Here is a 25520-nt window from a genome sequence, read left to right on the forward strand (position 1 = left end):
TTCATGCAGGACACGGAGACGGCGCCCGGCGGCGAGGTCTGCGCACGCAGCCTCGCGCCGACCCTCGCCGTACTCGTCGTCAGCCTCTTCGTCGCCGCCGTGGGGGTGTACGAGCTGTGCGGCTTCGGACTGCACAGCCTCGACCGGCGCCCGCATCTGTTCAGCGACGGGCTCGCCACCGGCGGGGTGATCGTCGCGGCGGTGGCCGCGGGGGCCGCGGTGGGGAATCTGGCGTGGATACTGGCCTCCGCCCGGCGCGGCTCGGAAAGGGCCGGGTAAGAAGCGGGCCCGGTACGCTCCTGTCCCAGACCGATACCGGCGCATATTTCCCTACACGCTGTAGGGTCTCGCCGTAGTCCCGTCCCCCCTTCCCCAAGGTGACCAGTCACCATGCCCGCTCCGCAGTCGGCCCAGTCGACCGTCCCCGCCCCGCACGCCCCCACCGAGCGCCCCCCGCGCCGCCCGTTCCCGCCGATCGCGCCCAGCCCCCGGCTGCGCGCCGCGGCGGCCTCGGCCACGGTGTGGTACCTGCGGTTGATCGCCGTGCTCAACGTCCTGGCGGTCCTCTCCCTGCCGTTCCGCCAGGAGGTCCACGAGCACAACACCAGCAAGCTCTTCAACCACGAGCACCCGCACCGCCACGTCGGCGCGTTCTTCACGCCGTACCTGGCCACCGGCGGTCTCGTCTCGGCCGCACTCGCGATCTTCCTGATGCTGGTGATGCGGCGCCGCAAGCGCGCCGCCTGGCTGACCAACATCGCGCTGGCCGGGCCGCTGTTGGCGGTGTACGTGGTCGGGCTCATCACCCAGGACCGGTACGCCGACCACGTCTTCAACTGGGTCTCCGCCGGTCTGACCGGCCTGTTCGTGGCCGCCCTGCTGATCGGCAGGCGCGAGTTCAACGCGGTCGGCGACCCCTCCAACCCGAAGCTGGCACTGGCCGTCGGCGCGGGCGGGCTGCTGGCCACCGGCGGCCTCGGCACCCTGCTGGTGCACGCCACCAACAAACTGCCCGGCGCGGGCCTCACCGACGAGATCGTCTACACCTATCTGCGCGGCATCAGCGTCGGTGTGTTCGCCGACCGCATCGACCATGTGCACGCGCCCCGCTGGACCGACATCACGGTCAACGCCCTGCTGGCCGGGGCCTTCTGCCTCGTCCTGTACGCCTGCTTCCGCTCCCCGCGCGGCAAGCAGCTGCTCACCGCCGCCGACGAGGAGCGACTGCGCGCCCTGCTCGACAAGCACGGCGCCCGCGACTCCCTCGGCTACTTCGCGCTGCGCCGCGACAAGGCCGCCGTCTTCTCCCCCAGCGGCAAGGCGGCGATCACCTACCGCGTCGTCGGCGCCGTCTCCCTCGCCTCCGGCGACCCGATCGGTGACCCCGAGGCATGGCCCGGCGCCATCGACGCCTGGCTCGCCGAGGCCCGCAGGCACGCCTGGATCCCGGCGGTCATGGGCGCGAGCGAGGAGGCCGGCACCGTCTACGCACGGCACGGCCTCGACGCCCTCGAACTCGGTGACGAAGCCATCGTGGACATCGCCGACTTCACCCTCGAAGGGCGGCCGATGCGGGTGGTCCGGCAGGCCCACAACCGGGTCAAGCGGGCCGGCTACACCGTGCGCATCCGGCGCCACGAGGACATCCCGGCCGATGAGATGGCCGTCCTCGTCGACCGCGCCGACCACTGGCGCGACGGCGCCACCGAGCGCGGCTTCTCCATGGCCCTGGGCCGCCTCGGCGATCCGGCGGACGGCCGCTGCGTGATGCTGGAGTGCCGCGACGCCGACGGCCAGCCGCGCGCCCTGCTCAGCTTCGTGCCCTGGGGCGAGCACGGCCTCTCCCTGGACCTGATGCGCCGCGACCGCGACTGCGAGAACGGTTTGATGGAGTACATGGTCGTCGAACTCCTGCTGCGTGCCGGCGAGTTGGGTGTACGACGGGTCTCGCTGAACTTCGCCATGTTCCGTTCGGTCTTCGAACGCGGCGCCCGTCTCGGCGCCGGCCCGGTGCTGCGGCTGTGGCGCTCGATCCTCACCTTCTTCTCCCGCTGGTGGCAGATCGAGTCCCTGTACCGGGCGAACGCGAAGTACCGGCCGGTGTGGGAGCCGCGGTTCCTCCTCTTCGCCAAGTCCAGCGACATCCCGCGCATCGGGCTGGCGAGCGCGCGGGCGGAGGGGTTCCTCACGCTGCCGGGGATGGGCGAGCGGTCGTAGCCGCCTTGGGCGGGGGAGCGGTCAGCCCCCGCCGACCGTGAACCCGATCACCGCGCCCCCGCCCTCCCGGCGGTACGCGAACGGCGCGCCCCCGTGCGCCATCGCCACCTCGCGCACGATGGACAGCCCGAGCCCCGAGCCCGGCAGGGAACGCGCGTCGGCGGCCCGGTAGAAGCGGTCGAAGATGCGGATCAGGTCGCCCTCCGCGATGCCCGGCCCCCGGTCCAGGACCTCCACCCGGACGGTTCCGGGCCGGGCCGGCCCCATGACGTGCACCTCGATCGGCGCGTGGCCTCCCCGGTCGAACTTGGCCGCGTTCTCCACCAGGTTGGAGATGGCTCGCTGGAGCATTCCGGGCCGCCCGTCGGTCGTCGTGTCGCCGCTCGCGCGCAGCACGATCTCCCGTCCGGTGCGCCGCGAGGCGAGCCCCACCACGTCCTCCGCGATATCGGCGAGATCCACCCGCTGCGGTGGCTCGGTGTCCGACTGCCCGGCGGCGAGATCGACCAGCTCGTTGACCAGGTCGGTGAGTTCGCGCGCCTCCTGGGTGAGGTCGGCGACCAGGTCGTCGCGGGTGCCCGGCGGCAGCTCGTCGATGCGGCGCAGCAGCGAGATGTTCGTGCGCAGCGAGGTGAGCGGCGTGCGCAGCTCGTGCCCGGCGTCCTGGACCAGCCTGCGCTGGTCCTCCTCCGACTGCGCGAGCCGCCCCAGCATCCGGTCGAAGGCCCGCCCGAGCCGCCCCACCTCGTCGAGGCCGGCCACCGGCACCTCGATGCCGAGGCGCCGGGTGCGGGCGACGTCCTCGGCGGCGGAGGTGAGCACCACCAGGCGCCGGGTGATCCGGCGGGCCAGCCACCAGCCGAACAGCCCGGCCGCCACCACCACGGCCGCCATCAGGATCAGCGTCCGCTGCTGGAGCGTGCGCAGCAGGTCCTCGGTGTCGCTGAACTCCTGCGCGACCTGCACCGCGCCCCGTCCGTCGCCGAGCGAGACGGTGGCGATGCGGTAGAGGTCGTCGCCGACCTGGACGTCCTTGTGCTCGACCGCCTTGCCGGCCGTCCGCGTGAGCGCCATCGCCCGGTCGTGGGAGGTGACGGGCAGCGACGGGTCGCCGTGGTCGACGATCTGGCCCTGCGCGCCGAGCACCTGCACATCGGTGCGGGCGGGCCGGACCAGGTCGTGGCCGGGCCGGGAGGAGGAGAAGTCCTCCGGCACCATCCGGTGCTGCCGCACCTCGTCCCGTACGTCCTGCACGACCTGGGCGAACACCGTCTGCTGGTCGACCCGGACCAGCCGGGCCGCGGAACCGTACGACACGATGCCCACGAGGATCGCGACGGCCGCGGTGACGGCGGCGAAGGAGATGGCGAAGGTGGTGCGCAGGGAGACCAGCTTGGGCCGGCGCCGGGCGAGCGTCCGGCGCAGGCGGCCCACTCAGTCCTCCCGCAGCACGTAACCCACGCCACGCACCGTGTGGATCAGCTGCGGGGCGCCGGGCTCGTCCAGTTTGCGGCGCAGATAGCCGACGTAGACGGCGAGGTTCTTGGAGCCGGGCCCGAAGTCGTAACCCCAGATCCGGTCGTAGATCGTGGAGTGGTCGAGGACGATGCCGGCGTTGCGCACCAGCAGTTCGAGCAGCTCGAACTCGGTGCGGGTCAGCTCCAGTTCCCGCCTGCCGCGCCAGGCGCGGCGGGCCTGGAGGTCCATGCGGACGCCGGCGGCCTCGACCTGCCGGTCGGAGAGCTGGGGCTCGCCCCGGCCGCCGCCGTCGCCGCCGGCCGGGCCCGCGGGGACCGGGCTGGTGCGGCGCAGCAGGGCGCGCAGCCGGGCGAAGACCTCCTCGACGTCGAAGGGCTTGACCACGTAGTCGTCGGCGCCGGCGTCCAGGCCCGCGATCCGGTCGGCGGTCTCCACGAGGGCGGTGAGCATGAGGATCGGGGTGCGGTCGCCCTCGGCGCGCAGCACGCGGCAGACCTGGAGGCCGTCGATGCCCGGCATCATCACGTCGAGCAGGAGGACGTCCGGCGGGGTCTTGTGGGCCTGTGCGAGTGCCTCGACGCCGTCGGCCACCGCCGTCACCTCGTACCCTTCCAGGGTCAGGGCACGTTCGAGGGCGTGGCGGATGGCGCGGTCGTCTTCGGCGAGGAGCACAGTCTGGGGCACGGAACCAGTTTGCCAAGGCCTCCGGCGGTTCGGCGGGGGAGGCTGGGCCTACGATCACCCTTTTTACCGCGCTCTCACCATGGGGCGGGCAACGGGTGCGGCTCGCCTACCGTCTTCTCACCGAACGGGGTGGGGAAGCGGTCCGGTGATCCCTTCACCGTCGGGCGCGGCACCGTTGTGGCTGATCACGCGGTTCCCCGCGCCGTTTCCGGGAGCTGGCAGTGCCGCCGGCTGTTCGGCGAAGGGGATGACGCCCGCCTCCTTCGGCCGCTCCGTCTTCGGCATCAGCGCGGCCAGTTCCTGTGCCGCGCGCTCGATCCGCTCCGGCAGGCCCTCCGCGCCCCAGTCCTGCGAGGCGGCGTAGACACCGGTCGGTACGACGACGGCCCGCAGGTGGGAGAAGAGGGGACGCAGGGCGTGGTCGAGGACCAGGGAGTGCCGGGCCGTGCCCCCGGTCGCGGCGATCAGCACCGGCTTGCCGGCCAGCGCGTCCCTGCCGAGCACGTCGAAGAAGGACTTGAACAGCCCGCTGTACGACGCGCTGAACACCGGCGTGACGACGATCAGCCCGTCGGCCCCCGTCACCGCGTCCTGCGCGGCGGCGAGCGCCTTGCCCGGAAAGCCGCTGGTGAGGTGGTGCGCGATCGCGACGGCGAGGTCGCGCAGCTCGATCACCCGCAGGTCCACGGGCGTCCGGTCCGCCACCGCCGCGGCGAGCCGGTCGGCCAGCAGCCGGGTGGACGAGGGGACGCTCAGTCCCGCCGATACGACGACGAGCTTCATGCGGCACTCTCCTGCTTCTCGTGCGTGTCGTTCTCTTCCTTCGCGGCCAGCAGCGCCCGGTGGGTCGGCGCCTTCGGCACCCCGGCCGGGCGGCCCTTCGCGAACTCCGCGCGCAGCACCGGCACGACCTCCTCGCCGAGCAGGTCCAGCTGTTCCAGGACGGTCTTCAGCGGCAGCCCGGCGTGGTCCATCAGGAACAGCTGGCGCTGGTAGTCGCCGACGGTCTCGCGGAACGCCAGGGTCCGCTCGATCACCTGCTGCGGGGAGCCCACCGTGAGCGGGGTCTGCTCGGTGAAGTCCTCCAGCGAGGGGCCGTGGCCGTACACCGGGGCGTTGTCGAAGTACGGCCGGAACTCGCGCACCGCGTCCTGCGAGTTGCGGCGCATGAACGCCTGGCCGCCGAGGCCGACGATCGCCTGTTCGGGGGTGCCGTGGCCGTAGTGGGCGTAGCGCGCCCGGTACAGCTCGACCATCCGCCGGGTGTGCTCGGCCGGCCAGAAGATGTTGTTGTGGAAGAAGCCGTCGCCGTAGTACGCGGCCTGCTCGGCGATCTCCGGGGAGCGGATGGAGCCGTGCCAGACGAACGGCGGCACGCCGTCCAAGGGCCGCGGGGTGGAGGTGAAGCCCTGGAGCGGGGTGCGGAACGTGCCCTCCCAGTCGACGACGTCCTCGCGCCACAGCCGGCGCAGCAGGGGCGTAGTTCTCGATGGCGAGGTCGATGCCCCGGCGGATGTCCTTGCCGAACCAGGGGTAGACCGGCCCGGTGTTGCCGCGGCCCATCATCAGGTCGACGCGGCCGTCGGCCAGATGCTGGAGCATCGCGTAGTCCTCCGCGATCTTCACCGGGTCGTTGGTGGTGATCAGCGTGGTGGACGTGGAGAGGATCAGGTTCTCGGTGCGCGCGGCGATGTAGCCGAGCATCGTGGTCGGGGACGAGGGCACGAACGGCGGGTTGTGGTGCTCGCCGGTCGCGAAGACGTCCAGGCCGACCTCCTCGGCCTTCAGCGCGATGGCGACCATGGCCTTGATCCGCTCGCGCTCGGTCGGCGCCCGCCCCGTGGTGGGGTCCGGCGTGACGTCACCGACCGTGAAGATCCCGAACTGCATGGCCGCTCACCCTCCAAGTGGTTGATTGTTCAACTACATGCAGGCCAACGGTACCCCGCGCCCGGATATTCCGGCACCGGCCCCCCGTCGTGCCAAGCTGCCGCCATGACGACGATCCTCCGTTCCGCCGCCCTCTTCGTCCTCGCCGCGATCTTCGAGATCGGCGGGGCCTGGCTGGTCTGGCAGGGGGTACGGGAGCAGCGCGGGTGGCTGTGGGCGGCCGGCGGGGTGCTCGCGCTCGGGGCGTACGGCTTCGTCGCCACCTTCCAGCCGGACGCGCACTTCGGGCGCATCCTCGCGGCGTACGGCGGGATCTTCGTGGCGGGCTCGCTGCTGTGGGGCGTGATCGCGGACGGTTACCGGCCCGACCGCTGGGACATCGCCGGGGCGCTCGTCTGCCTCGGCGGAATGGCGCTGATCATGTGGGCCCCGAGGAACGGCGGCTGAGCCTCGCCTACATTGGACGGAGCCGACCGTCACACCCGAGGAGCAGCCCATGGCCACGACCGCCCCGTCCGCCGCCTCCCGCATCGCCGTCGTCACCGGTGCGAGCAGCGGCATCGGCGCCTCGACGGCCCGGCAGCTCGCCGCCGCCGGCTACCGCGTGGTGCTCACCGCCCGCCGCAAGGACCGTATCGAGGCCCTGGCGGAGGAGATCAACGCGGCGGGTCACGCGGCGACGGCGTACCCGCTGGACGTGACGGACCGCGCGGCCGTGGACGAGTTCGCGACGGCCTTCACGACCATCGGCGTCCTGGTGAACAACGCGGGCGGCGCGCTCGGCGCCGACCCGGTGGCCACCGGCGACCCGGCCGACTGGCGCACGATGTACGAGACGAACGTCATCGGCACCCTGAACCTCACCCAGGCCCTGCTGCCCAAGCTGGAGGCGAGCGGCGACGGCGTCGTGGTCGTGGTCTCCTCCACCGCCGGACACGCGACGTACGAGGGCGGCGCGGGCTACGTCGCCGCCAAGCACGGCGCCCATGTGCTCGCCGAGACCCTCCGCCTGGAGATCGTCGGCCGCCCGGTGCGCGTCGTGGAGATCGCGCCCGGCATGGTCAGGACCGAGGAGTTCGCACTGACCCGCTTCGGCGGCGACGCGGAGAAGGCGGAGAAGGTCTACGCGGGCGTGGCCGAGCCGCTGACCGCGGACGACGTGGCCGAGACGATCACCTGGGCGGTGACCCGGCCCAGCCACGTCAACATCGACCTCCTGGTGGTCCGCCCGCGCGCCCAGGCGTCCAATACGAAGGTCCACCGGGAGCTGTGATGGCCGAGGAGACCGCCGGCGCGCCCGCACCCCTCACCCCCGGCGAGGAGTTCGACCAGCGCCGCCTCGCCCGGGAGCAGCGGGACGAGCGCAAGGTCTGGTACTTCCTCGCCTACTTCCTCTTCGGCATCCACCTCGTGGCGTTCGTCATGATCTACGCCGTGCGGCACGGCAAGTAGACGCACCGGGTCAGCGGGCCGCCCGGCACCCCGGGTCGTCGACGATCACCGCGTTCGCCGGGATGATCTCGACGTCGTCGTCGTCCTTCTGCCGCACGTACTTGGTGGTGGCGTACGCCCGCTTGCCCGCGCCGACGCACTTGGTGGCGAGGTTGCCGAACCCGTCGGGGAAGTTGTAGACCTCGGCGGGCGAGTCCTCCCCGGCGCGGCCCGCCACCGGGGCGTCCGCCTTGCCGCGCTCCTCGTAGTGCTGCCGGGAGCAGCCGCTGAGCAGCAGCGCCGCGCAGACCCCCGCCACGGCGAGGCGCGCGCTCAGCCGGCGCATGCCTTGTCCTCCACGATCTGCACGTTCGACGGTCCGCTGGCGTTCGTCGTCACATACGCCCGGAATCCGTGCCCCACGCACTTGGTGGCCAGGTTCCCGAAGCCGTCGGGCATGTTGTAGACCTCGGCGGGCGTGTTGTCCCCCGCCCGCCCCTGCACCGGCGCGTCACCCTTGCCGCGTTCGTCGTCGTACTTCTGCGAGCAGCCCACCAGCAGGCCCGCCACGATCACCACCAGACCCGCGGCCCGGATCGCCCCGCCTCTGCGCACTCGGTTCATCGGCCGTCCCTCCCCAGAGAGTTCCCGTGAAACTGCCGCGCGGTTGATGCCCGCGTCGGTGCCCGCACCTGAGGACAGCGGAGGGGACCGGTATGGTTCCGGCCCCCTCCGACGCCCGCCGCCCCGAGCCCCCGCCCCGGCGGCCGCCGTCCTCAGCCCTTGACGCAGACGACCTGCTTCAGCTTCGCCACGACCTCCACCAGGTCCCGCTGCTGGTCGATGACCTGGTCGATGGACTTGTAGGCGCCCGGGATCTCGTCCACCACACCGGAGTCCTTGCGGCACTCCACGCCCCGCGTCTGCTCCTCCAGGTCCTTGGCGGTGTAGCGCCGCTTGGCCGCGTTGCGGCTCATGCGCCGGCCCGCGCCGTGCGAGGCGGAGTTGAAGGAGCTGTCGTTGCCCAGGCCCCTGACGATGTACGAGCCGGTGCCCATGGAGCCCGGAATGATGCCGAGGTCGCCGGAGCCGGCCCGGATCGCGCCCTTGCGGGTGACCAGCAGGTCCATGCCGTCGTACCGCTCCTCGGCCACGTAGTTGTGGTGGCAGGAGATCTCCGGCTCGAACAGCGGCTTGGCCTTCTTGAACTCCTTGCGGATCACGTCCTTCAGGAGCGCCATCATCAGGGTGCGGTTGTATTTCGCGTACTCCTGCGCCCAGAACAGGTCGTTGCGGTACGCCGCCATCTGCGGGGTGTCCGCGACGAACACGGCGAGGTCGCGGTCGACCAGGCCCTGGTTGTGCGGGAGCTTCTGGGCCACGCCGATGTGGTACTCGGCCAGCTCCTTGCCGATGTTGCGGGACCCGGAGTGCAGCATCAGCCAGACCGCGCCGGTGGTGTCGGTACAGACCTCCACGAAGTGGTTGCCGCTGCCGAGCGTGCCCATCTGCCTGGTGGCGCGCTCCTGGCGGAAGTGGACCGCCTCGGCGACCCCGCGGAACCGCCCCCAGAACTCGTCCCAGCCGCTGGTCGGCAGGCCGTGGAAGCCGCCGGGGTCGACCGGGTCGTCATGCATGCCGCGGCCCACCGGGATGGCCTGCTCGATCTTCGAGCGCAGCCGGGACAGGTCGCCCGGCAGGTCGCCGGCGGTCAGCGAGGTCTTCACCGCGGACATCCCGCAGCCGATGTCCACCCCGACCGCAGCCGGGCACACCGCGTCCCGCATCGCGATCACCGAGCCGACCGTGGCGCCCTTGCCGTAGTGCACGTCCGGCATCACGGCCAGGCCCTTGATCCACGGCAGCGTCGCCACGTTCTGGAGCTGGCGCAGGGCGCCGTCCTCGACCGTGGCCGGGTCGGCCCACATCCGGATCGGCACCCGCGCGCCCGGCATCTCCACGTACGACATGACTTCCTCGTCCCCCCGGACTCGACAACAAGAACAACTGGAACAACAAGAACAGCGATAAAGGGATCAAAAGCAGCAAAAAGGAAAAACAGCGCCCAGAGCGGCGAAAGGGGACCGCGGACCGGCATCCACGGTGGCGCGTGCGATACACATTGTCTCCAGGCCAGCCCCCGCCGCGGCAAGCGAATAACCAGCGGGGACACTGAGGCGACCATCGCGCGCATCCTCGGAGCGCAGCCGTCGGAAGGAGCCCGCCCGTGCAGCGGAAGGCGTACGTAACCGGCACCGCCGCCCTGCTCGCGGCGCTGCTCGCGGGCTGCTCCGGCGGCTCGGGCGGCGGCGGGGCGGCGGACGACGCCAACCCCGGCGACGCCGGAACCGCCGCCGCCGCGGCCCAGCCCGGCCGCTACCGCACCCTCCCCGAGCCCTGCGGCGCGGTGAGCCACAGCACCCTGGACGCGCTGCTGCCCGGCATCAAACAGATCGCGGACCCCGACCAGCGGGACAAGGCGTACCAGGGCGAGGCGGAGCTGACGTACGACACCGACCGCAAGGTCGGCTGCCGCTGGAAGGTCCCCTCCGCCGACGCCACCGACCGCCTCTCGGTCGACCTGGAGCGCGTCGTGTCGTACGACAACACGGTCAGCGACGACGACCAGGCGCGGGAGCTGTTCGAGCAGAAGGAGTCGGCCGCCGGTCTGTCCGCCGCGAGCGACACCTCGCCCTCGCCCAGCCAGAGCGACGGCCCCTCGCCCTCGGACACCCCCTCGCCCGGCGACTCCCCGAACGGCACCTCCTCCGCCTCGGACTCCCCCTCGGGCGCGCCGGGCCCCGATCTCCAGCCGCGCACCCTCTCCGACCTCGGTGACGAGGCGTACCTCGACGACAAGCTCGGCACGTCCGGTGCGACCGCCGCGCAGCGGACGGTGACTGTGGTGTTCCGCACGTCCAACGTCGTCGTCACCATCCAGTACGAGGAGCAGCCGATGGCCGCGGGCGCGGCCCCCGACAGCAAGGAAATGCAGGACAAGGCCCGGAATCTGGCCGCCAAGCTGGACGACGCGCTGGGCAGCTGATCCGCTCGCGCACTCCGCGCGCACCCGGCCGCAAAGGTCCCGGACGGCAACCGCACAGCTCCTTCACCGCGTACGGTGGGGCCCCGCAGGAACCCGCACGAACACCGAGCGTCATGAGTGAAGGAACCATGCAGCGAGTCAAGCGAGACGACCGTGCCCGGCTGGAACAGCGAAACAGGCGGCTGCGCCGTGCCCTTGTCTGCGCGGCGGCACTCCCCGCGGTACTGATCACCGCGGCCTGCTCCTCGGACTCCGGCGATTCCAAGCCCAAGAGCGGCTCCACCAGCGCCTCCAGCCCGGCGGGCGACAGCGCCGCGCCGTCCGCCAGTTCCTCCCCGGCGGTGGCGCCGGCGGCGTACAGGACGCTGCCCGACGCCTGCAAGGCGCTGTCGAAGAAGACCCTGGGCGACATGGTGCCGAAGGCCGACAGCTCGGGCAAGAAGGGCAGTTCGGACGAACCGTCCTCGCGCGGCTCCTGCTCCTGGAGCAGCCTGAGCAACAACGGCGTCAAGGGCTCCCAGTTCCGCTGGCTGAACATCTCCCTGCTGCGCTTCGACTCGGACGCCACCCGCGGTGCGGCGAACACCCAGGCGCACGAGTACTTCGCCAACCAGGTCAAGGACGCCCAGTCGGTGAGCGGCGCGAAGAACGCCAAGGTCGCCGCGGTGTCCGGCACCGGCGACGAGGCGACGTCTGTGCGCTACGACCTGCAGAAGAAGGAGGGTCTCTTCAAGCAGGAGACCCTGGTGGCGCGGGTGGAGAACGTCGTCGTCACCCTCGACTTCAACGGCGCGGGTCTCGCGGGCGACAAGACCCCGGACGCCGACGACCTGGCCACCTCCGCGCAGAAGGCCCTCAAGGAGGCCGTGAACTCGGTTTCCGCGGCCAACAGCGGTTCCGGATCCGGCAGTTCGTCCGGTAGTCCGTCCGGGAGCCCGTCCACGAAACCGTCCGGCAAGCCCTCCCCGTCCGCGTCCGCCAAAAAGAGCTGACCGAACGGGCTTACGCCGACCGGCGCCACATGCGTCGCACGCGTGTGCCACCCTGTTGCGCGCAACGACAGGCAATGGGAGGGGAGTACGAGTGGCCGCGCCACCGCAGCTGACTCGGATGCACCGGATACTCATCGGCGTGGTCGTGGGCGGTGCCCTGATCATCGCGGGCATCGGCTTCGCCGGTTCGTACGCGGCCGTCCGTGAGCTGGCCCTGAAAAAGGGCTTCGGGAACTTCGCCTACGTGTTCCCGGTCGGCATCGACGCGGGTATCTGCGTCCTGCTGGCCCTGGACCTGCTGCTGACCTGGATCCGCATCCCCTTCCCGCTGCTGCGCCAGGCTGCCTGGCTGCTGACGGCGGCGACGATCGCGTTCAACGGCGCCACCGCCTGGCCCGACCCGCTCGGCGTCGGCATGCACGCGGTGATCCCGATCCTGTTCGTCGTCGCCGTCGAGGCGGCCCGGCACGCCGTCGGCCGGATCGCGGACATCACGGCCGACAAGCACATGGAGGGCGTCCGGCTCACCCGCTGGCTGCTCTCCCCGCTGCCCACGTTCCTGCTGTGGCGCCGCATGAAGCTCTGGGAGCTGCGCTCCTACGAGCAGGTGATCAAGCTGGAGCAGGAACGTCTCGTCTACCAGGCCCGGCTGCGCTCCCGCTTCGGCCGCGCCTGGCGCCGCAAGGCCCCGGTGGAGTCCCTGATGCCGCTGCGCCTGGCGCGCTACGGCGTCCCGCTCGCCGAGACCGCCCCGTCCGGCCTGCTGGCCGCGGGGATCGAGCCGGTGCTCCTGTCCCCGGCCGCCCCGGCCCCGGCACTGACCGCGGGGACCGCGGCGGCACCGGCGGCGGACGCGGTGCCGGTGGCGGCGGGGACCGCCCCGGCGCCGGCCGCCACCGCGGAACCGGCCGCCCGGCCGGTCACCACCGGCCCGGCACCCGCCCCCGCGCCCACCGCCCCGGCCCCGGCCGCCGCCCCGGCCCCCCAGCCCCCCGCGCCGGAGGAGGCGAGCCCCTGGTTCCAGGCGCCCCGGGAGGTCGAGTACCACGGCGGTTACGACCCCTCCTTCGAGCCGCCCCCGGACCCCCAGTACGACCCCGAGGAGCAGTACGAGGACTGGTACGAGGGCCAGCCCCCGGAGCGCTTCCAGCAGTCCTCCCCCGAGGAGACCGGCAGCTTCCCCATCCCGGTGGGCCCGCACCGCACCCGCGAACTGGGCGAGGGCGGCGGCACCCCCGCCGCCGAACCGGACGAGGACGCCTTCTACCAGGTCTTCCGGCAGTCGATAGACGGCAGTTACCCCACGCCCCACATCCTGGGCGAGAACATCCAGGCGACCTACGGCACCCAGCTCAGCCCCGCCGAGCTGAAGTCCCTCGCCGCCCGCTTCCAGCAGCGCCACGAGGTGGAGCTGGAGGAGGACCACATCGCCTGACACATGAGTGAGGGGCCCTCCCGCAGGAGAGCCCCTCACTCATACGCGGATCACTGGCCGAGCAGCGTCCGCACCCGCTCCTGTCCCACCGCGAGCAGCAGCGTGGGCAGCCGGGGACCGGTGTCCCGGCCCACCAGCAGCTGGTACAGCAGCGCGAAGAACGTCCGCTGGGCGGTCTTGATCTCCGGCGGCAGCTCCTTGGGCGTCGCGTCCGCCGAGAACCCGGCCTGCACCTTCGGCACGCCGTAGACGAGGTGTGTCAGGCCGTCCAGCGACCAGTGCTCGGCGAGGCCGTCGAGCAGCAGCCGCAGCGACCGCTGGGACGCCTCGTCCAGCGACTTCAGCAGCTCGGCGTCCGGCTCCTCGCGCACGATGGTCCGCTGGTCGGCGGGCACGTGCGTGTTGATCCAGGCCTCGGCCTTGTCGTACCGCGGCCGGGCCTCGGCCAGCGAGGACAGCGGGCGCTGCGGGTCCAGCTCGGAGAGGATCCGCAGGGCCTGGTCCTCGTGCCCGGCCGTGATGTCGGCGACGGACGCCAGCGTGCGGTACGGCAGCGGGCGCGGCGTCTTCGGCAGCTCGCCGGCCGCCGTGCCGACCGCGCGGGTGTACGCGGCCACGTCACCCGGCAGCGCGGAGCCTCCCCCAGAGCCAATAGCCTGGGAGTTGCCCCCAGCGACCTTGGCGGCGAGCTTGTCCCACTCGTCGTAGAGCCGCTGGATCTCCTGGTCGAAGGCGATCTTGAAGGACTGGTTGGGCCGGCGCCGGGCGTACAGCCAGCGCAGCAGCTGCGGCTCCATGATCTTCAGCGCGTCCGCCGGGGTGGGCACGCCGCCGCGCGAGGACGACATCTTGGCCATGCCGGAGATGCCGACGAACGCGTACATCGGGCCGATGGGCTGCTCGCCGCCGAAGATGCCGACGATCTGCCCGCCCACCTGGAAGGACGACCCCGGAGAGGAGTGGTCGACCCCGCTCGGCTCGAAGATCACGCCCTCGTAGGCCCAGCGCATCGGCCAGTCGACCTTCCAGACCAGCTTGCCGCGGTTGAACTCGCTCAGCCGGACGGTCTCCGTGAACCCGCACTCGTTGCAGGTGTACGACAGCTCGGTGGTGTCGTCGTCGTACGAGGTGACCGTCGTCAGGTCCTTCTCGCAGTTGCCGCAGTACGGCTTGTACGGGAAGTACCCGGCGCCGCCCGCGGAGCCGTCGTCCTCGGCCGCGGCGCCGGAGCCCTCCTCGGCCTCCAGCTCGGCCTCGTCCACGGCCTTCTGCTGCTGCTTCTTGGCCTTGGGCTTGGTGCGGTACTGGGCGAGGATCGCGTCGATGTCGCCTCGGTGCCGCATCGCGTGCAGGATCTGCTCGCGGTAGACGCCCGAGGTGTACTGCGCGGTCTGGCTGATGCCGTCGAACTCGACGCCCATCTCGGCCAGCGACTCGACCATCGCGGCCTTGAAGTGCTCCGCCCAGTTCGGGTACGACGAGCCCTTCGGGGCCGGCACCGAGGTCAGCGGCTTGCCGATGTGCTCGGCCCAGGACTCGTCCACACCCGCGACGCCCGCGGGGACCTTACGGTAACGGTCGTAGTCGTCCCAGGAGATCAGGTGCCGGACCTGGTGCCCGCGGCGGCGGATCTCGTCGGCGACCAGGTGCGGGGTCATGACCTCGCGCAGGTTGCCCAGGTGGATGGGGCCCGACGGGGAGAGCCCGGACGCGACGACGACCGGTTTGCCCGGGGCCCGGCGCTCCGACTCCTCGATGACCTCATCCGCGAAACGGGAGACCCAGTCGGTGGTCTCGGTGCTCTGAGCCACGATCGGCACGTCCTTCTTTCTCCATCGGGCAGCCGTGACGGTCGCACGGCTGACCGCTCCATTGTCCCAGCCGGGACCACTTCCGCGAAAACGCCTTTTCAACGCGTGGGACGCGCTCACCGGGCCCCCCGTTCACCGGCGGACCGGAAAATTCGTTTGGGCCCCCGTGGGATACTGGGCGTGACGATCCATCCCCACGAGGAGAACGGCACCTCACCTATGGCCTCGGTCACGTCCCTCAGCGACTCCGTCCGGCAGCAGCTCGCGTCCGCCCTCACGGCCACCCTGCCGGAGGCCGCCGGCGCGGACCCGCTGCTGCGACGAAGTGACCGGGCCGATTTCCAGGCCAACGGCATCCTGGCCCTCGCCAAGAAGGCCAAGGCGAACCCGCGGGAGCTGGCCACGCAGGTCGTCTCCCAGGTGACCACGGGTGCGGTGATCGAGGACGTCGAGGTCTCGGGCCCCGGCTTCCTCAACATCACCGTCGCCGACCGGGCGATCACCGAGAACCTCGCCGCGCGGTACGCGGACGAGACCGGCCGCCTCGGCGTGCCGTACGCCCCCGAGCCGGGCACCACGGTGATCGACTACGCCCAGCCGAACGTGGCCAAGGAGATGCACGTCGGCCACCTGCGCTCCGCGGTGATCGGCGACTCCGTCGTCCAGCTGCTGGAGTTCACCGGCGAGACCGTGATCCGCCGCCACCACATCGGCGACTGGGGCACCCAGTTCGGCATGCTCATCCAGTACCTGGACGAGCACCCGCACGAGCTGGACCACAAGGCGTCCACCGAGGACACCGCGGCCTCCGGCGAGGAGGCGATGTCCAACCTGGACCGCCTCTACAAGACCGCGCGCAAACTCTTCGACTCCGACGAGGAGTTCAAGACCCGCGCCCGCCGCCGGGTGGTCGACCTCCAGGCCGGCGACCCGCACACGCTCGCCATCTGGCAGAAGTTCGTGGACGAATCGAAGATCTACTTCTTCTCCGTCTTCGAGAAGCTGGACATGGAGATCCGGGACGCGGACATCGTCGGCGAGTCGGGGTACAACGACATGCTGGCCGAGACCTGCCGCCTCCTGGAGGAGTCCGGCGTCGCGGTCCGCTCCGAGGGCGCGCTGTGCGTCTTCTTCGACGACATCCAGGGCCCCGAGGGCAACCCGGTCCCGCTGATCGTCCAGAAGTCCGACGGGGGTTACGGCTACGCGGCCACCGACCTCTCGGCGATCCGCGACCGCGTCTTCAACCTCAAGGCCGACACCCTGCTGTACGTGGTGGACGCCCGCCAGGCCCTGCACTTCCGCATGGTCTTCGAGACCGCGCGCCGGGCCGGCTGGCTGAACGACGACGTGACCGCCGTCCAGCTCGCCTTCGGCACGGTGCTGGGCAAGGACGGCAAGCCGTTCAAGACGCGCGCGGGCGAGACGGTCCGCCTGGTCGACCTCCTCGACGAGGCCATCGACCGCGCCTCGGCCGTGGTCCGGGAGAAGGCCCAGGACCTCTCGGAGGAGGAGATCGCCGAGCGCGGCGCCCAGGTGGGCATCGGCGCGGTGAAGTACGCGGACCTGTCGACGTCGGCGAACCGCGACTACAAGTTCGACCTGGACCAGATGGTCTCGCTCAACGGCGACACGTCCGTCTACCTCCAGTACGCCTACGCCCGTATCCGGTCCATCCTCCGCAAGGCCGGCGACACCCGCCCCGCCGCGCACCCGGAGCTGGCGCTGCACGACGCCGAGCGCGCGCTGGGTCTGCACGCGGACGCCTTCGCGGAGCTGGTGGCGGAGGCGGCCGCCGAGTACGCCCCGCACAAGCTGGCCGCGTACCTGTACCAGCTGGCCTCGCTCTACACGACCTTCTACGACAAGTGCCCGGTCCTGAAGGCCGAGACGCCGGCCCAGGTGGAGAACCGCCTCTTCCTGTGCGACGTGACGGCCCGCACCCTCCACCGGGGCATGGCCCTGCTGGGCATCAGGACCCCGGAGAAGCTCTGACCGACGGGCCGGCGTTCCGCTGAGGTGCGCCCCTGGTCGCGCGGCACATCCCGCCGCGCGACCGGGTACCCGTACAACTAGGACCGCAGCTGTCCTGATCGCGTCGTAGCGTCCCTTCCATGACTACGGAGACGACTCCCGCGATCCGCTGTGCCGCCGTCACCTTCGACTGCGCCGACCCCGCCGAACTCGCCCGCTTCTACGGGGAGTTGCTGGGCTACCCCATTCTCTTCTCCACCGACGACTTCATCCTGCTCGGCACCGAGGGCGCCCCCGGTCTCGGCTTCACCCGTGTCCCGGACTACCGCCCGCCCACCTGGCCGGACCCGGCACAGGGCAAGCAGGCCCATATCGAGCTGGGCGTGGACGACCTGGCCGCCGCCGAGCGGCGTGCCGTCGAACTCGGCGCCGTCAAGCCCGGGTTCCAGCCGGGCGAGCGGCGCTGGACCGTGCTCCTGGACCCGGCAGGCCACCCGTTCTGCGTCACGACCCTGGCCTAGCGGAAGGGTCTCGCGCCGGCCGTTGTCAGACCCTCCCCCTACAGTCCTCCTCATGGCGACTCTTCTCAACCCGCTGCCCCGGCTGGCCACCGATCCCAGCGGCCGGGGCCTGGGGCTCCGACTGCCGCCCGGCAGGCTGCTCGACATGACCGACGACGGCCCCCACCACGAGCCGCTGCTCTGGCTCGCGGACAAGGCGGCCGCCCCCGGCACCTGGGCCGCCCTCGGCGCCCCGGCCGCGCGCGCCGGGCTGCTGCCGGTGCTGGTGGAGACGGGCGGCCCCCAAGGCGGGCCGGGGGAATGGGAGTTGATACCGGACGAGATGTCCTATCCGGGGGACCACGACCCGGAGGAGGTCCTCGCCGAGTACTGGGAGGGCGACGGGGAGGGCTGGGAGAGCGGCGACATGCTGGAGCCGTTCGGCCCTCAGTGGCCCGGTACCGCTCCCGCCAGGAGGTTCGGCATCGACCCGGCCACGTGCGCGGCGCGGGCCGCCGACGAACTCGCCGGTGACGAGCGCCAGTCCGTGTTCCCGGCCCCCCGCCTCGCCCTCGTGCCCGCGCGCCGCTCCGCCGACATCCCGGCCGCGATCGGCTGGACCGGCCCGCTGAACCACGAGAACGACGTGGCCCGGCTGTGCGCGGTCCTGCGCTCCTGGGAGGACCGCTTCGGCATACGGGTCGTCGCGCTCGGCTTCGACGCCCTGCTGCTGTCCGTGGCCGCCCCGCCCGCCGATCGGGCCGAGGCCGAGGCGGTGGCGGCGGAGCACTTCGCGTTCTGCCCGGACAACATCACGCAGGGCACGGGTTCCCTGCACGCCTACGCGAAGGAGCTGATCGGCGAGACCACGTGGTTCTTCTGGTGGGACTGAGCCGCCGGTGACGGTGGCTGCCGGTGACGGCGGCCACCGGTGACCAGGGCCGCCGGTGGCTACTGCGCGGGCGCCCACTTCTCGCCGCCCAGCGGGAAGGCGTAGGCGGGGCGCCCGTTGCTGCCACTGGTGCGGAAGGGCCTGCCCTTGTCACCGATCTCCAGGGTGCCGTGCCGCCCACCACTGGACCAGGACAGCTCCAGATACCAACTGACGTCGTATGCCGACGCGTTCGCCGTGACGTAGAAGACCTCGGGGTCGGACTCGCTCACGCTGAGCGGGAAGCCGCGCTGCCCGGCCACCGGCTGCACGGCCGGCCGTACGGCGTCCAGGGCGACGGTGAAGGAATGCGTGGGCACCCCGCCCCCGCAGCCGACGCCGGGGTAGCCCATGGCGTAGTCGTTCCAGGCGAGCGGCGCGCGCTTGCCCGCCATCCGCACCGACATCCCCTCCAGGACCACGGTCTGCTTGCCGCTGCCCTGCACGGTGAGCGTGACGAACTGCTCGCCCGCCGAGACCGCCTGGTGCACGGCCACCCACGCGGGCGCGTCGTTCTCGACGGGCGGCGGGGAGACGTCCGCGGGCGGGCGGTCGATCAAGTAGTGCTGGGAGCAGGGGCTTTCCCAGGAGTACGGGTGGGTCGTGATCGCGAGCGGGGCCGCCGTGGACTCCGCCCCGTCGGCGGTCGCGCCGCCCGGCGGTCCGCTCGGGGCGGCGTCCAAGCCCCCGGCGTTCCCGCGCGTGGCGGAGGGCGACGGGTGCCCGGCGGAGCCCGAGGGGGAAGGCGAGGGGCGGCGCCGGGGGCCGGTGCCGGTACCGGTCGCCGGTGCGGGGTCGGAGACGGTGGCCCCGGGGGCCGCGCCCTGGTCATGGCTCCCACCGCCGGGCAGCGCGAACGCGACGGCCACGGCGCCCAGTACGGCGGCTCCGGCGAGAACGGCGACGAGGGCGGGGCGGCGGGGGCGGAGGCGGGAGCGGGGAACGGCGGCTTCCGGGGCGGGGGTCGGGGCCGCCTGCGATACCGGCTCCGTCGTCGGCGCCTGCCCGCTGCCCTCGGACACGGTGTCCCCGGCAACCGCCGCCGCCCCACCGACGACCGCCGCCTCCCCACCGACGACTGCTGCCTTCCCAGAGGCCGCTGCCTCCCTGGTGGCCGCCTCCCCGGAGGCCGCCTCCCTGGCGGCCGCCTCCTCCCCGAGCGCCCCCGCGCCCCCTGTCCCTCCGCTCACCGCCCCCGCGGGGGTCTCCCCCGCGGCCCCCTCGGCGCCCGTCTCGGAAACCCCCTCGCCCGGCCCTCCGCCGGCCTCCTCGACCGCTCCCGCGGCCGCCACCTCACCACCCCGGCTCCCCGCGTCCCCGCCGGCCGCCTTCCTCCCCCGCCCCGCGTCCGCCAGCACCCAACTCCGGTGCAGCGCCACGAGTTCCGCCGGGGACGCCCCGCAGAGCCGCGCCATCCGTTCCACCGGGGCGTAGTCCGTCGGCACGGCCTCCCCGTTGCAGTAGCGGTGCAGCGTGGACGTGCTCATGTGGAGCCGCTTGGCGAGCATGCCGTAGCTGTGCCCGGAGCGGTCCTTCAACTCCCGCAGCCGCTCGGCGAATCCGGTCTCCCCGGTGCTGTCCGACACGGTCCTTCCCCTCCCCTGTCCCGTTCCCCCGTTCCAGGGGAGGGACGTATCCGCAAGTCATCGCCTGTCTGGTCGTTCCAGCGTCCCGGATCGGCGGCCGGGGCTGGCGGGCGGGACAAAACGGCCCGCAGGCTGTGGACATCCAAGCACCCCACGACCCGGAAGCGAGAAGCGCCATGCGTGACCGCCGTACCCTCCGCACCCGTACTCCCCTGCTCGCCGCGGCCACCGCCGCCCTCGCCGCCCTCGCCCTGACGGCGTGCGACAACGGCACCGGCACCAAGGACGAGGGCGCCGCCCGGCACACCCCGTCGGCGAGCGCGAGCACCGGGGCGTCCTCCGGCACGCGGACCTCCGCCGACGCGAAGGCGCCGCAGGGATCGACCGGCTCCGCCGCCAAGGGCACGCAGACCTCGGCCGACACCCACCGGAGCGGCGGCACCCAGGGAACCCACGCCTCCGGCGGCTCCGGCGGTTCCAAGGCCTCGGGCAACCCGTGGGACCCCGCGAACCGCGTCCTGTGCAACGGCTCCAACACCAAGGTCACCGCGCAGGTGCCGGCCCGCCCGCTCAACCACATGCTGCTCACGGTCAAGAACACCGGCTCGAAGTACTGCGACCTGACGTACTACCCGGTGCTCCGCTTCGACGGGATGCAGTGGGCGCCCGGCGCCGACGAGTCGACCCAGCCGCAGGCGGTCACCACCCTCGCGCCCGGCGAGTCCGGCTACGCGGGCGTGCTGCTGTCCGCCGCCGACGGCAGCGGCGACGGCGGGCAGACCGGCCACAAGCTGACCGTGTACTTCCAGGGCATGACGCCGCACAGCGACGGCGGCGCCACGGCGAACGTCGCCCTGCCCGCGAAGGGCGTGTACTACGACAGCACGCTGAAGGTCACCTACTGGGTGTCCGACCCGTCCGACATCGCGAGCTGGTGACCCGGACGTCCCCGCGGGCGACGGCCTAGTAGGCGACGGAGATGTGCTGCCGGGGATGCGCGTCCCGCTCGATCTCGTCCACGACGGCCAGCGCGAAGTCGGCGCCGGAGATCTCCGACCTGCCCCGCTCGTCGAGCAGGGCGACCTCCCCGCCGACCCGGTACGTCCCGGTCCGCTCACCCGCGGCCCAGGCGCCGTAGCCGCCCGCGGGGGAGACCAGGGTCCAGTCGAGCGAGCCGGGCGCGGCGGTGGTGAGCCACTCGCGGACCGCGTCCATCTCGCGCGCCTCGGAGCGGAACTGCTCGGGCAGCTCTCCCTCGGCGAACCGGGGGGCGCCCGGCGCGGGGCGCAGCGAGGAGAAGCCGCCGATCACGATCAGCCGGGCGCCGGCGGCGTCCGCCGCGGCGGCGATGTCCCGGTACAGGCCGGGGAGCCGGCCCACCAGGTCGCCGCGCGGCGACAGGGCCGCGACCACCGCGTCCCGGCCGGGGACCAGCCGCGCCGCGTCCTCGGCCGCGCCCTGGGTGTACGTCACCCCGTCGACCGGCGTCCCGGGCGCGGAGCGCGCGTACGACACCACCTGGTGGCCCCGTGCGACGGCCTCGGCGGCGATGTTGGTGCCGGTGTAGCCGGTCCCGCCGATGATCAGGATCTTGCGCACGGCGACTCCCGCCGGTCGGGGTCAGCGCCAGCCGAGCGCCGGCGCGACATGGGTGAGGATGTTCTCCAGGACGTGACTGTTGTAGTCCACGCCGAGCTGGTTCGGCACGGTCAGCAGCAGCGTGTCGGCCTCGGCGATCGCCTCGTCCCCGGCCAGCTGCTCGACCAGGGCGGCGGGCTCGGCGGCGTACGTGCGGCCGAAGATCGCACGGGTGTCGGCGTCGAGGTAGCCGATGCTGTCGCGGCTGTCGCCGTCGCGGCCGAAGTAGGCGCGGTCGCGGTCGTCGGTGAGCGCGAAGATGCTGCGCGAGACGGAGACCCTGGGCTCGCGCTCCCAGCCCGCCTCGGCCCAGGCCTTGCGGAAGGCCCGGATCTGCGCCGCCTGCTGTACGTGGAAGGGCGCGCCGCCCTCGTCGTCCTTGACGGTGGAGCTCATGAGGTTCATGCCGAGCCCGGCGGCCCAGGCGGCGGTGGCGTTGGAGCCCGCACCCCACCAGATGCGCTCGCGCAGCCCCTCGGAGTACGGCTCGATGCGCAGCGGGCCCGGCGGGTTGGCGAACATCGGGCGCGGGTTCGGCTCGGCGAAGCCCTTGCCCTGGAGCACCGTCAGCAGCACCTCGGTGTGCGTGCGGGCCATGTCGGCGTCGGTCTCGCCCTCGCCGGGCGCGTATCCGAAGTACCGCCAGCCGTCGACGACCTGCTCCGGTGACCCGCGGCTGACGCCGAGCTGGAGCCGGCCGCCGGAGATGAGGTCGGCGGCGCCCGCGTCCTCGGCCATGTACATGGGGTTCTCGTAGCGCATGTCGATCACGCCGGTGCCGATCTCGATGCGCGAGGTCTTCGCGCCGATCGCGGAGAGCAGCGGGAAGGGCGAGGCGAGCTGGCGGGCGAAGTGGTGCACCCGGAAGTACGCCCCGTCGGCGCCCAGCTCCTCGGCGGCCACGGCGAGGTCGATGGACTGGAGCAGCGTGTCCGAGGCGCTGCGGGTCCGCGAGTGCGGGCCGTCGCCCCAGTGGCCGAAGGAGAGGAAGCCGATGCGTTTCATACCGCCGTGAACAGCGGACCGAACTGATTGATTCCTCAACTACCGCCCCGGCCCGCACTCTCCTGGTTCCACGCGGCTCCAGCCCGCTCCCTTGGTTCAGCGCAGCTTCTGCGCCACCTCGGTCGCCCAGTACGTGAGGATGTTCCGCGCCCCGGCCCGCTTGATCCCCGTCAGGGTCTCGAAGATCGCCCGGTCCCGCTCGATCCAGCCCTTCTCGGCCGCGGCCTCGATCATCGCGTACTCGCCGGAGATCTGGTACGCGGCCACCGGCACGTCCACCGCGTCCGCGACCCGCGCGAGGATGTCGAGGTACGGCCCGGCCGGCTTGACCATCACCATGTCCGCGCCCTCGGCGAGGTCCAGCTCCAACTCCCGCAGCGACTCACGCCAGTTGGCCGGGTCCTGCTGGTACGTCTTGCGGTCGCCCCGGAGCGAGGAGGCGACGGCCTCGCGGAAGGGGCCGTAGAAGGCGGAGGAGTACTTCGCGGTGTAGGCGAGGATCGCCACGTCCTCGCGGCCGATCTGGTCGAGCGCGTCGCGGATGACGCCGATCTGGCCGTCCATCATCCCGCTGGGGCCGACCACATGGGCGCCGGCGTCGGCCTGCACCTGGGCCATCTCGGCGTACCGCTCCAGGGTGGCGTCGTTGTCGACCCGGCCCTCGGCGTCCAGCACCCCGCAGTGCCCGTGGTCGGTGAACTCGTCCAGGCACAGGTCGGACATGACGAGGAGGTCGTCGCCGACCTCGGCGCGTACGTCGCGCAGCGCGACCTGGAGGATGCCCTCCGGGTCGGTACCGGCCGTTCCCTGGGCGTCCTTCTTGCCGTCCTCCGGCACGCCGAACAGCATGATCCCGGAGATCCCGGCCTCGACGGCCTCCGCCGCGGCCTTCTTCAGGCTGTCGCGGGAATGCTGGACGACACCGGGCATCGCGGCGATCGGCACGGGCCCGCCGGCGCCCTCGCGGACGAACGCGGGGAGGATCAGGTCGGCGGGGTGCAGACGCGTCTCGGCGACCATCCGCCGCATGACGGGCGAGGTCCGCAGCCGGCGGGGACGCGTACCGGGGAAAGATCCGTACTTCGTCATGCCTTCTACGCTACGCCCGCCCGCTCCCCTTCCTTACCGACGCCCTGTCGGCCCCGCCACCCGGCATTGAGGGGCAAACCGGAACCCCGATACGGAGTTTTTGCGCCCCGCTGGCCATCTCTGGATCCGGCCGCCTCCCCAGCGTTCTACGCGCGTGGTGTCATGCACCCGACACCACTCCCCTGCCTCCCAAAAGGAGTCACGCAATGCTGCGGAAGGCCCTCACCCGCGCTGCCGTCGCCCTCGCCGCCGGCACCGCCGTCGCCGTCGCCGCCGTCCCCGCTAACGCGGCGACGTACTCGGCGTTCGCCTTCTCCCAGGCCGGCACCAGTCAGCCGGCGATCTACGACTTCATCAACTCGGCCACCAGCAAGCTCGACATGACGATGTACGAGCTGGAGGACACCACGGCCGTCAACGACCTGGTCGCGCTGGAGAAGAAGGGCGTCGCCGTCCGGGTCGTCCTGGACCGGCAGCACAAGAGCGCGGACAACGCGGCGTACACGACGCTGACGAACGCGGGCGTGGGCGTCGTCTGGTCCTCGTCGGCCTTCACCTACACCCACCAGAAGACGATCACGGTGGACGGCACCAAGTCCCTGATCCTGACCGGCAATCTGACCTCGCAGTACTACACGACCAGCCGGGACTACGGCGTCTTCACCGACGACACCCGCGATGTCGCCGCCATCGAGAAGGTCTTCGACGCCGACTACGCCGGCACCTCGGTCACCCCCGGCGACGGCGACCACCTCCTGTGGTCCCCGACCGACTCCCGCAGCCGCCTGGTGTCCTTCATCGACGCCGCGACCAAGACGCTCGACGTGCAGGAGCTGGAGTTCAGCGACAGCACGGTCGTCAACGCGATCGTGGCCCGCGCCAAGGCGGGCGTGAAGGTCCGCGTCGTCCTCGAAGACCCCGCGAGCTACGCCAGCGAGGTCTCCGCGATCAAGGCGGCGGGCGGCACGGTGGTCGGCTACTCCGACCCGAACGGCTTCTACATCCACGCCAAGGCCATGGTCGCCGACTACGGCCTGTCCACCCAGGCGGTGGAGGCCGGTTCGATGAACATCAGCAGCAACTCCCTGAGCAACAACCGGGAGCTGGGCATCATCCTGACCGGCACGGGCGTGGCCCAGCCGGTGGCGCAGACCATCGAGACGACGTTCAGCAGCGACTACGCGGGCGGCACGTCGGCATAACACCGAGCCCCCGCTCACGCTCCCCAGCCCGGCCGGGCCGGCTCTGACCGCCCGCGCCGGGCCCCGCGTCGCCCAGCCGGGCCCACCTTCCAGCGCGGCATCTCCCCGGACGAGATCGTCGCCCTCGCCCACCGGGCCGGCCTCGCTCCCGCTGCCGAGGCCCCCGCGCTGCCCCTGCCCGGCGTCTGCCATGCCGTACTGACCAGGCCCGGAACGTGAGGTCCTGTGGAGATCGTCCGGACGGCCTCCGGTCAGCGGTTGCCCGTCCAGACGATCCGGTCGGAGAAGTCGCCGCGCTCGGCCGTCTTCGCCGCGCGGATCTTCTCCAACTGGTCCTCGCCGACTCCCAGGTCCGCGGCCAGAGCACGGACCACTTCCAGCACGTCCGCCAGCTCCTCCGGCGCCACGTCGTCGTCCGCCGCGAGGAACTCGGCGACCTCCTCACCGAGCTTGTCCCGCAGCCGGCTGCGATATTCGCCCCGGCCCGCGGTGTAGAAGACCGGCTCGGTCCCGCCGTCGCGAATGATCTGCGGAATCCGGTTCCGCACCAACTTCCCGTGCCTGCTGTAGGAGTTCACCCGTGCCCTCCCGCGCATGTCCGTGAGGCGAG

At 72.1% G+C, this 25520-nt stretch carries 25 protein-coding genes and 1 pseudogene; 13 read left to right on the forward strand and 13 right to left on the reverse strand.

From position 1 onward, the window contains the following. The first annotated feature begins 3 nt into the window (after positions 1–3). The gene (locus ACE4Q9_RS14475) at positions 4–279 is read left to right on the forward strand and encodes a hypothetical protein (RefSeq protein ID WP_397984647.1); all 276 of its coding nucleotides are present in this window, start codon (positions 4–6) and stop codon (positions 277–279) included. A gap of 111 nt (positions 280–390) precedes the next feature. Next, positions 391–2217 carry a phosphatidylglycerol lysyltransferase domain-containing protein gene (locus ACE4Q9_RS14480; protein WP_397984648.1) on the forward strand — a complete coding sequence of 609 codons (1827 nt, stop codon included), beginning with the start codon at positions 391–393 and terminating at the stop codon, positions 2215–2217. 21 nt (positions 2218–2238) lie between these two features. Here ACE4Q9_RS14480 and ACE4Q9_RS14485 read toward each other — a convergent pair whose 3' ends face one another. From ACE4Q9_RS14485 to ACE4Q9_RS14500, 4 genes and pseudogenes are all read right to left on the reverse strand, one after another. Next, positions 2239–3651: an ATP-binding protein gene (locus ACE4Q9_RS14485; protein ID WP_397984649.1), complete on the reverse strand. Its 1413-nt coding sequence runs from the start codon at positions 3649–3651 to the stop codon at positions 2239–2241. After that, on the reverse strand, positions 3652–4368 hold the full coding sequence (locus tag ACE4Q9_RS14490; protein ID WP_397987214.1) for a response regulator transcription factor: 717 nt from the start codon (positions 4366–4368) through the stop codon (positions 3652–3654). Between the two features lie 129 nt (positions 4369–4497). Continuing rightward, positions 4498–5163, reverse strand: coding sequence for an FMN reductase (locus ACE4Q9_RS14495; protein WP_397984650.1), 666 nt, complete (start codon positions 5161–5163; stop codon positions 4498–4500). Beyond that, a pseudogene (locus ACE4Q9_RS14500) lies at positions 5160–6270 on the reverse strand (LLM class flavin-dependent oxidoreductase). The gene ACE4Q9_RS14495 and the pseudogene ACE4Q9_RS14500 overlap by 4 nt, the downstream one beginning before the upstream one ends. Positions 6271–6375: 105 nt before the next feature. Here ACE4Q9_RS14500 and ACE4Q9_RS14505 point away from each other — a divergent pair. The 3 genes from ACE4Q9_RS14505 to ACE4Q9_RS14515 are packed head-to-tail and all read left to right on the forward strand — an operon-like array spanning position 6376 to position 7722. Then, positions 6376–6717, forward strand: a complete 342-nt coding sequence (locus ACE4Q9_RS14505; protein ID WP_397984651.1) for a YnfA family protein — start codon at positions 6376–6378, stop codon at positions 6715–6717. Positions 6718–6766: 49 nt separating this feature from the next. Further along, on the forward strand, positions 6767–7543 hold the full coding sequence (locus ACE4Q9_RS14510) for an SDR family NAD(P)-dependent oxidoreductase (RefSeq protein WP_397984652.1): 777 nt from the start codon (positions 6767–6769) through the stop codon (positions 7541–7543). Then, positions 7543–7722 (forward strand): hypothetical protein, encoded by a 180-nt coding sequence (locus tag ACE4Q9_RS14515; RefSeq protein WP_397984653.1) that lies wholly within the window; start codon positions 7543–7545, stop codon positions 7720–7722. Before ACE4Q9_RS14510 ends, ACE4Q9_RS14515 begins: the two co-directional genes overlap by 1 nt. 10 nt (positions 7723–7732) lie before the next feature. Here ACE4Q9_RS14515 and ACE4Q9_RS14520 read toward each other — a convergent pair whose 3' ends face one another. The 3 genes from ACE4Q9_RS14520 to ACE4Q9_RS14530 form a co-directional block, all read right to left on the reverse strand. Next, positions 7733–8047, reverse strand: a complete 315-nt coding sequence (locus tag ACE4Q9_RS14520) for a hypothetical protein (RefSeq protein ID WP_397984654.1) — start codon at positions 8045–8047, stop codon at positions 7733–7735. After that, positions 8035–8325: a hypothetical protein gene (locus ACE4Q9_RS14525; RefSeq protein WP_397984655.1), complete on the reverse strand. Its 291-nt coding sequence runs from the start codon at positions 8323–8325 to the stop codon at positions 8035–8037. The genes ACE4Q9_RS14520 and ACE4Q9_RS14525 overlap by 13 nt, the downstream gene beginning before the upstream one ends. 152 nt (positions 8326–8477) lie before the next feature. Further along, entirely contained in the window at positions 8478–9671 is a 1194-nt protein-coding gene (locus ACE4Q9_RS14530; protein ID WP_397984656.1) for an RtcB family protein, read from the reverse strand. A gap of 257 nt (positions 9672–9928) precedes the next feature. On the opposite strand from ACE4Q9_RS14530, the gene ACE4Q9_RS14535 reads away from it, so the two are divergent. The 3 genes from ACE4Q9_RS14535 to ACE4Q9_RS14545 all read left to right on the forward strand — a co-directional run bounded on the left by ACE4Q9_RS14535 (position 9929) and on the right by ACE4Q9_RS14545 (position 13174). Beyond that, positions 9929–10747 (forward strand): DUF3558 domain-containing protein, encoded by an 819-nt coding sequence (locus tag ACE4Q9_RS14535; protein WP_397984657.1) that lies wholly within the window; start codon positions 9929–9931, stop codon positions 10745–10747. 128 nt (positions 10748–10875) lie between these two features. Next, positions 10876–11739, forward strand: a complete 864-nt coding sequence (locus ACE4Q9_RS14540) for a DUF3558 domain-containing protein (RefSeq protein WP_397984658.1) — start codon at positions 10876–10878, stop codon at positions 11737–11739. Between the two features lie 118 nt (positions 11740–11857). Then, positions 11858–13174 carry a DUF2637 domain-containing protein gene (locus ACE4Q9_RS14545; protein WP_397987215.1) on the forward strand — a complete coding sequence of 439 codons (1317 nt, stop codon included), beginning with the start codon at positions 11858–11860 and terminating at the stop codon, positions 13172–13174. 50 nt (positions 13175–13224) lie between these two features. Here ACE4Q9_RS14545 and lysS read toward each other — a convergent pair whose 3' ends face one another. Then, positions 13225–14994 (reverse strand): lysine--tRNA ligase, encoded by a 1770-nt coding sequence (gene lysS / locus ACE4Q9_RS14550; RefSeq protein WP_397984659.1) that lies wholly within the window; start codon positions 14992–14994, stop codon positions 13225–13227. A gap of 210 nt (positions 14995–15204) precedes the next feature. On the opposite strand from lysS, the gene argS reads away from it, so the two are divergent. The 3 genes from argS (at position 15205) to ACE4Q9_RS14565 (ending at position 18351) form a co-directional block, all read left to right on the forward strand. Further along, complete coding sequence (gene argS / locus ACE4Q9_RS14555; protein WP_397987216.1) at positions 15205–16980, forward strand: arginine--tRNA ligase; 1776 nt, start codon at positions 15205–15207, stop codon at positions 16978–16980. 119 nt (positions 16981–17099) lie between these two features. Beyond that, on the forward strand, positions 17100–17480 hold the full coding sequence (locus tag ACE4Q9_RS14560; RefSeq protein ID WP_397984660.1) for a VOC family protein: 381 nt from the start codon (positions 17100–17102) through the stop codon (positions 17478–17480). A 52-nt stretch (positions 17481–17532) separates the two neighbouring features. Then, entirely contained in the window at positions 17533–18351 is an 819-nt protein-coding gene (locus ACE4Q9_RS14565; RefSeq protein WP_397984661.1) for a DUF4253 domain-containing protein, read from the forward strand. Positions 18352–18410: 59 nt separating this feature from the next. Here ACE4Q9_RS14565 and ACE4Q9_RS14570 read toward each other — a convergent pair whose 3' ends face one another. Then, the gene (locus tag ACE4Q9_RS14570; RefSeq protein ID WP_397984662.1) at positions 18411–19976 is read right to left on the reverse strand and encodes a helix-turn-helix domain-containing protein; all 1566 of its coding nucleotides are present in this window, start codon (positions 19974–19976) and stop codon (positions 18411–18413) included. A gap of 176 nt (positions 19977–20152) precedes the next feature. Here ACE4Q9_RS14570 and ACE4Q9_RS14575 point away from each other — a divergent pair, with 176 nt between their 5' ends. Continuing rightward, positions 20153–20914, forward strand: coding sequence for a DUF4232 domain-containing protein (locus ACE4Q9_RS14575; RefSeq protein WP_397984663.1), 762 nt, complete (start codon positions 20153–20155; stop codon positions 20912–20914). Between the two features lie 25 nt (positions 20915–20939). Here the strand turns inward: ACE4Q9_RS14575 and ACE4Q9_RS14580 are convergent, their stop codons facing one another. The 3 genes from ACE4Q9_RS14580 to hemB form a co-directional block, all read right to left on the reverse strand. Then, positions 20940–21575 (reverse strand): NAD(P)-dependent oxidoreductase, encoded by a 636-nt coding sequence (locus ACE4Q9_RS14580; RefSeq protein ID WP_397984664.1) that lies wholly within the window; start codon positions 21573–21575, stop codon positions 20940–20942. 21 nt (positions 21576–21596) lie between these two features. Further along, the gene (locus ACE4Q9_RS14585; RefSeq protein WP_397984665.1) at positions 21597–22619 is read right to left on the reverse strand and encodes an LLM class flavin-dependent oxidoreductase; all 1023 of its coding nucleotides are present in this window, start codon (positions 22617–22619) and stop codon (positions 21597–21599) included. Positions 22620–22715: 96 nt separating this feature from the next. After that, entirely contained in the window at positions 22716–23708 is a 993-nt protein-coding gene (gene hemB, locus ACE4Q9_RS14590; RefSeq protein WP_397984666.1) for a porphobilinogen synthase, read from the reverse strand. 206 nt (positions 23709–23914) lie between these two features. Here hemB and ACE4Q9_RS14595 point away from each other — a divergent pair, with 206 nt between their 5' ends. Then, positions 23915–24910, forward strand: coding sequence for a phospholipase D-like domain-containing protein (locus tag ACE4Q9_RS14595; protein ID WP_397984667.1), 996 nt, complete (start codon positions 23915–23917; stop codon positions 24908–24910). Between the two features lie 251 nt (positions 24911–25161). Here ACE4Q9_RS14595 and ACE4Q9_RS14600 read toward each other — a convergent pair whose 3' ends face one another. Next, the gene (locus tag ACE4Q9_RS14600; RefSeq protein ID WP_397984668.1) at positions 25162–25488 is read right to left on the reverse strand and encodes a nucleoside triphosphate pyrophosphohydrolase; all 327 of its coding nucleotides are present in this window, start codon (positions 25486–25488) and stop codon (positions 25162–25164) included. Positions 25489–25520: the final 32 nt, after the last annotated feature.

Source organism: Streptomyces sp. AM6-12, from assembly GCF_044327085.1.
GTDB lineage: Bacteria > Actinomycetota > Actinomycetes > Streptomycetales > Streptomycetaceae > Streptomyces.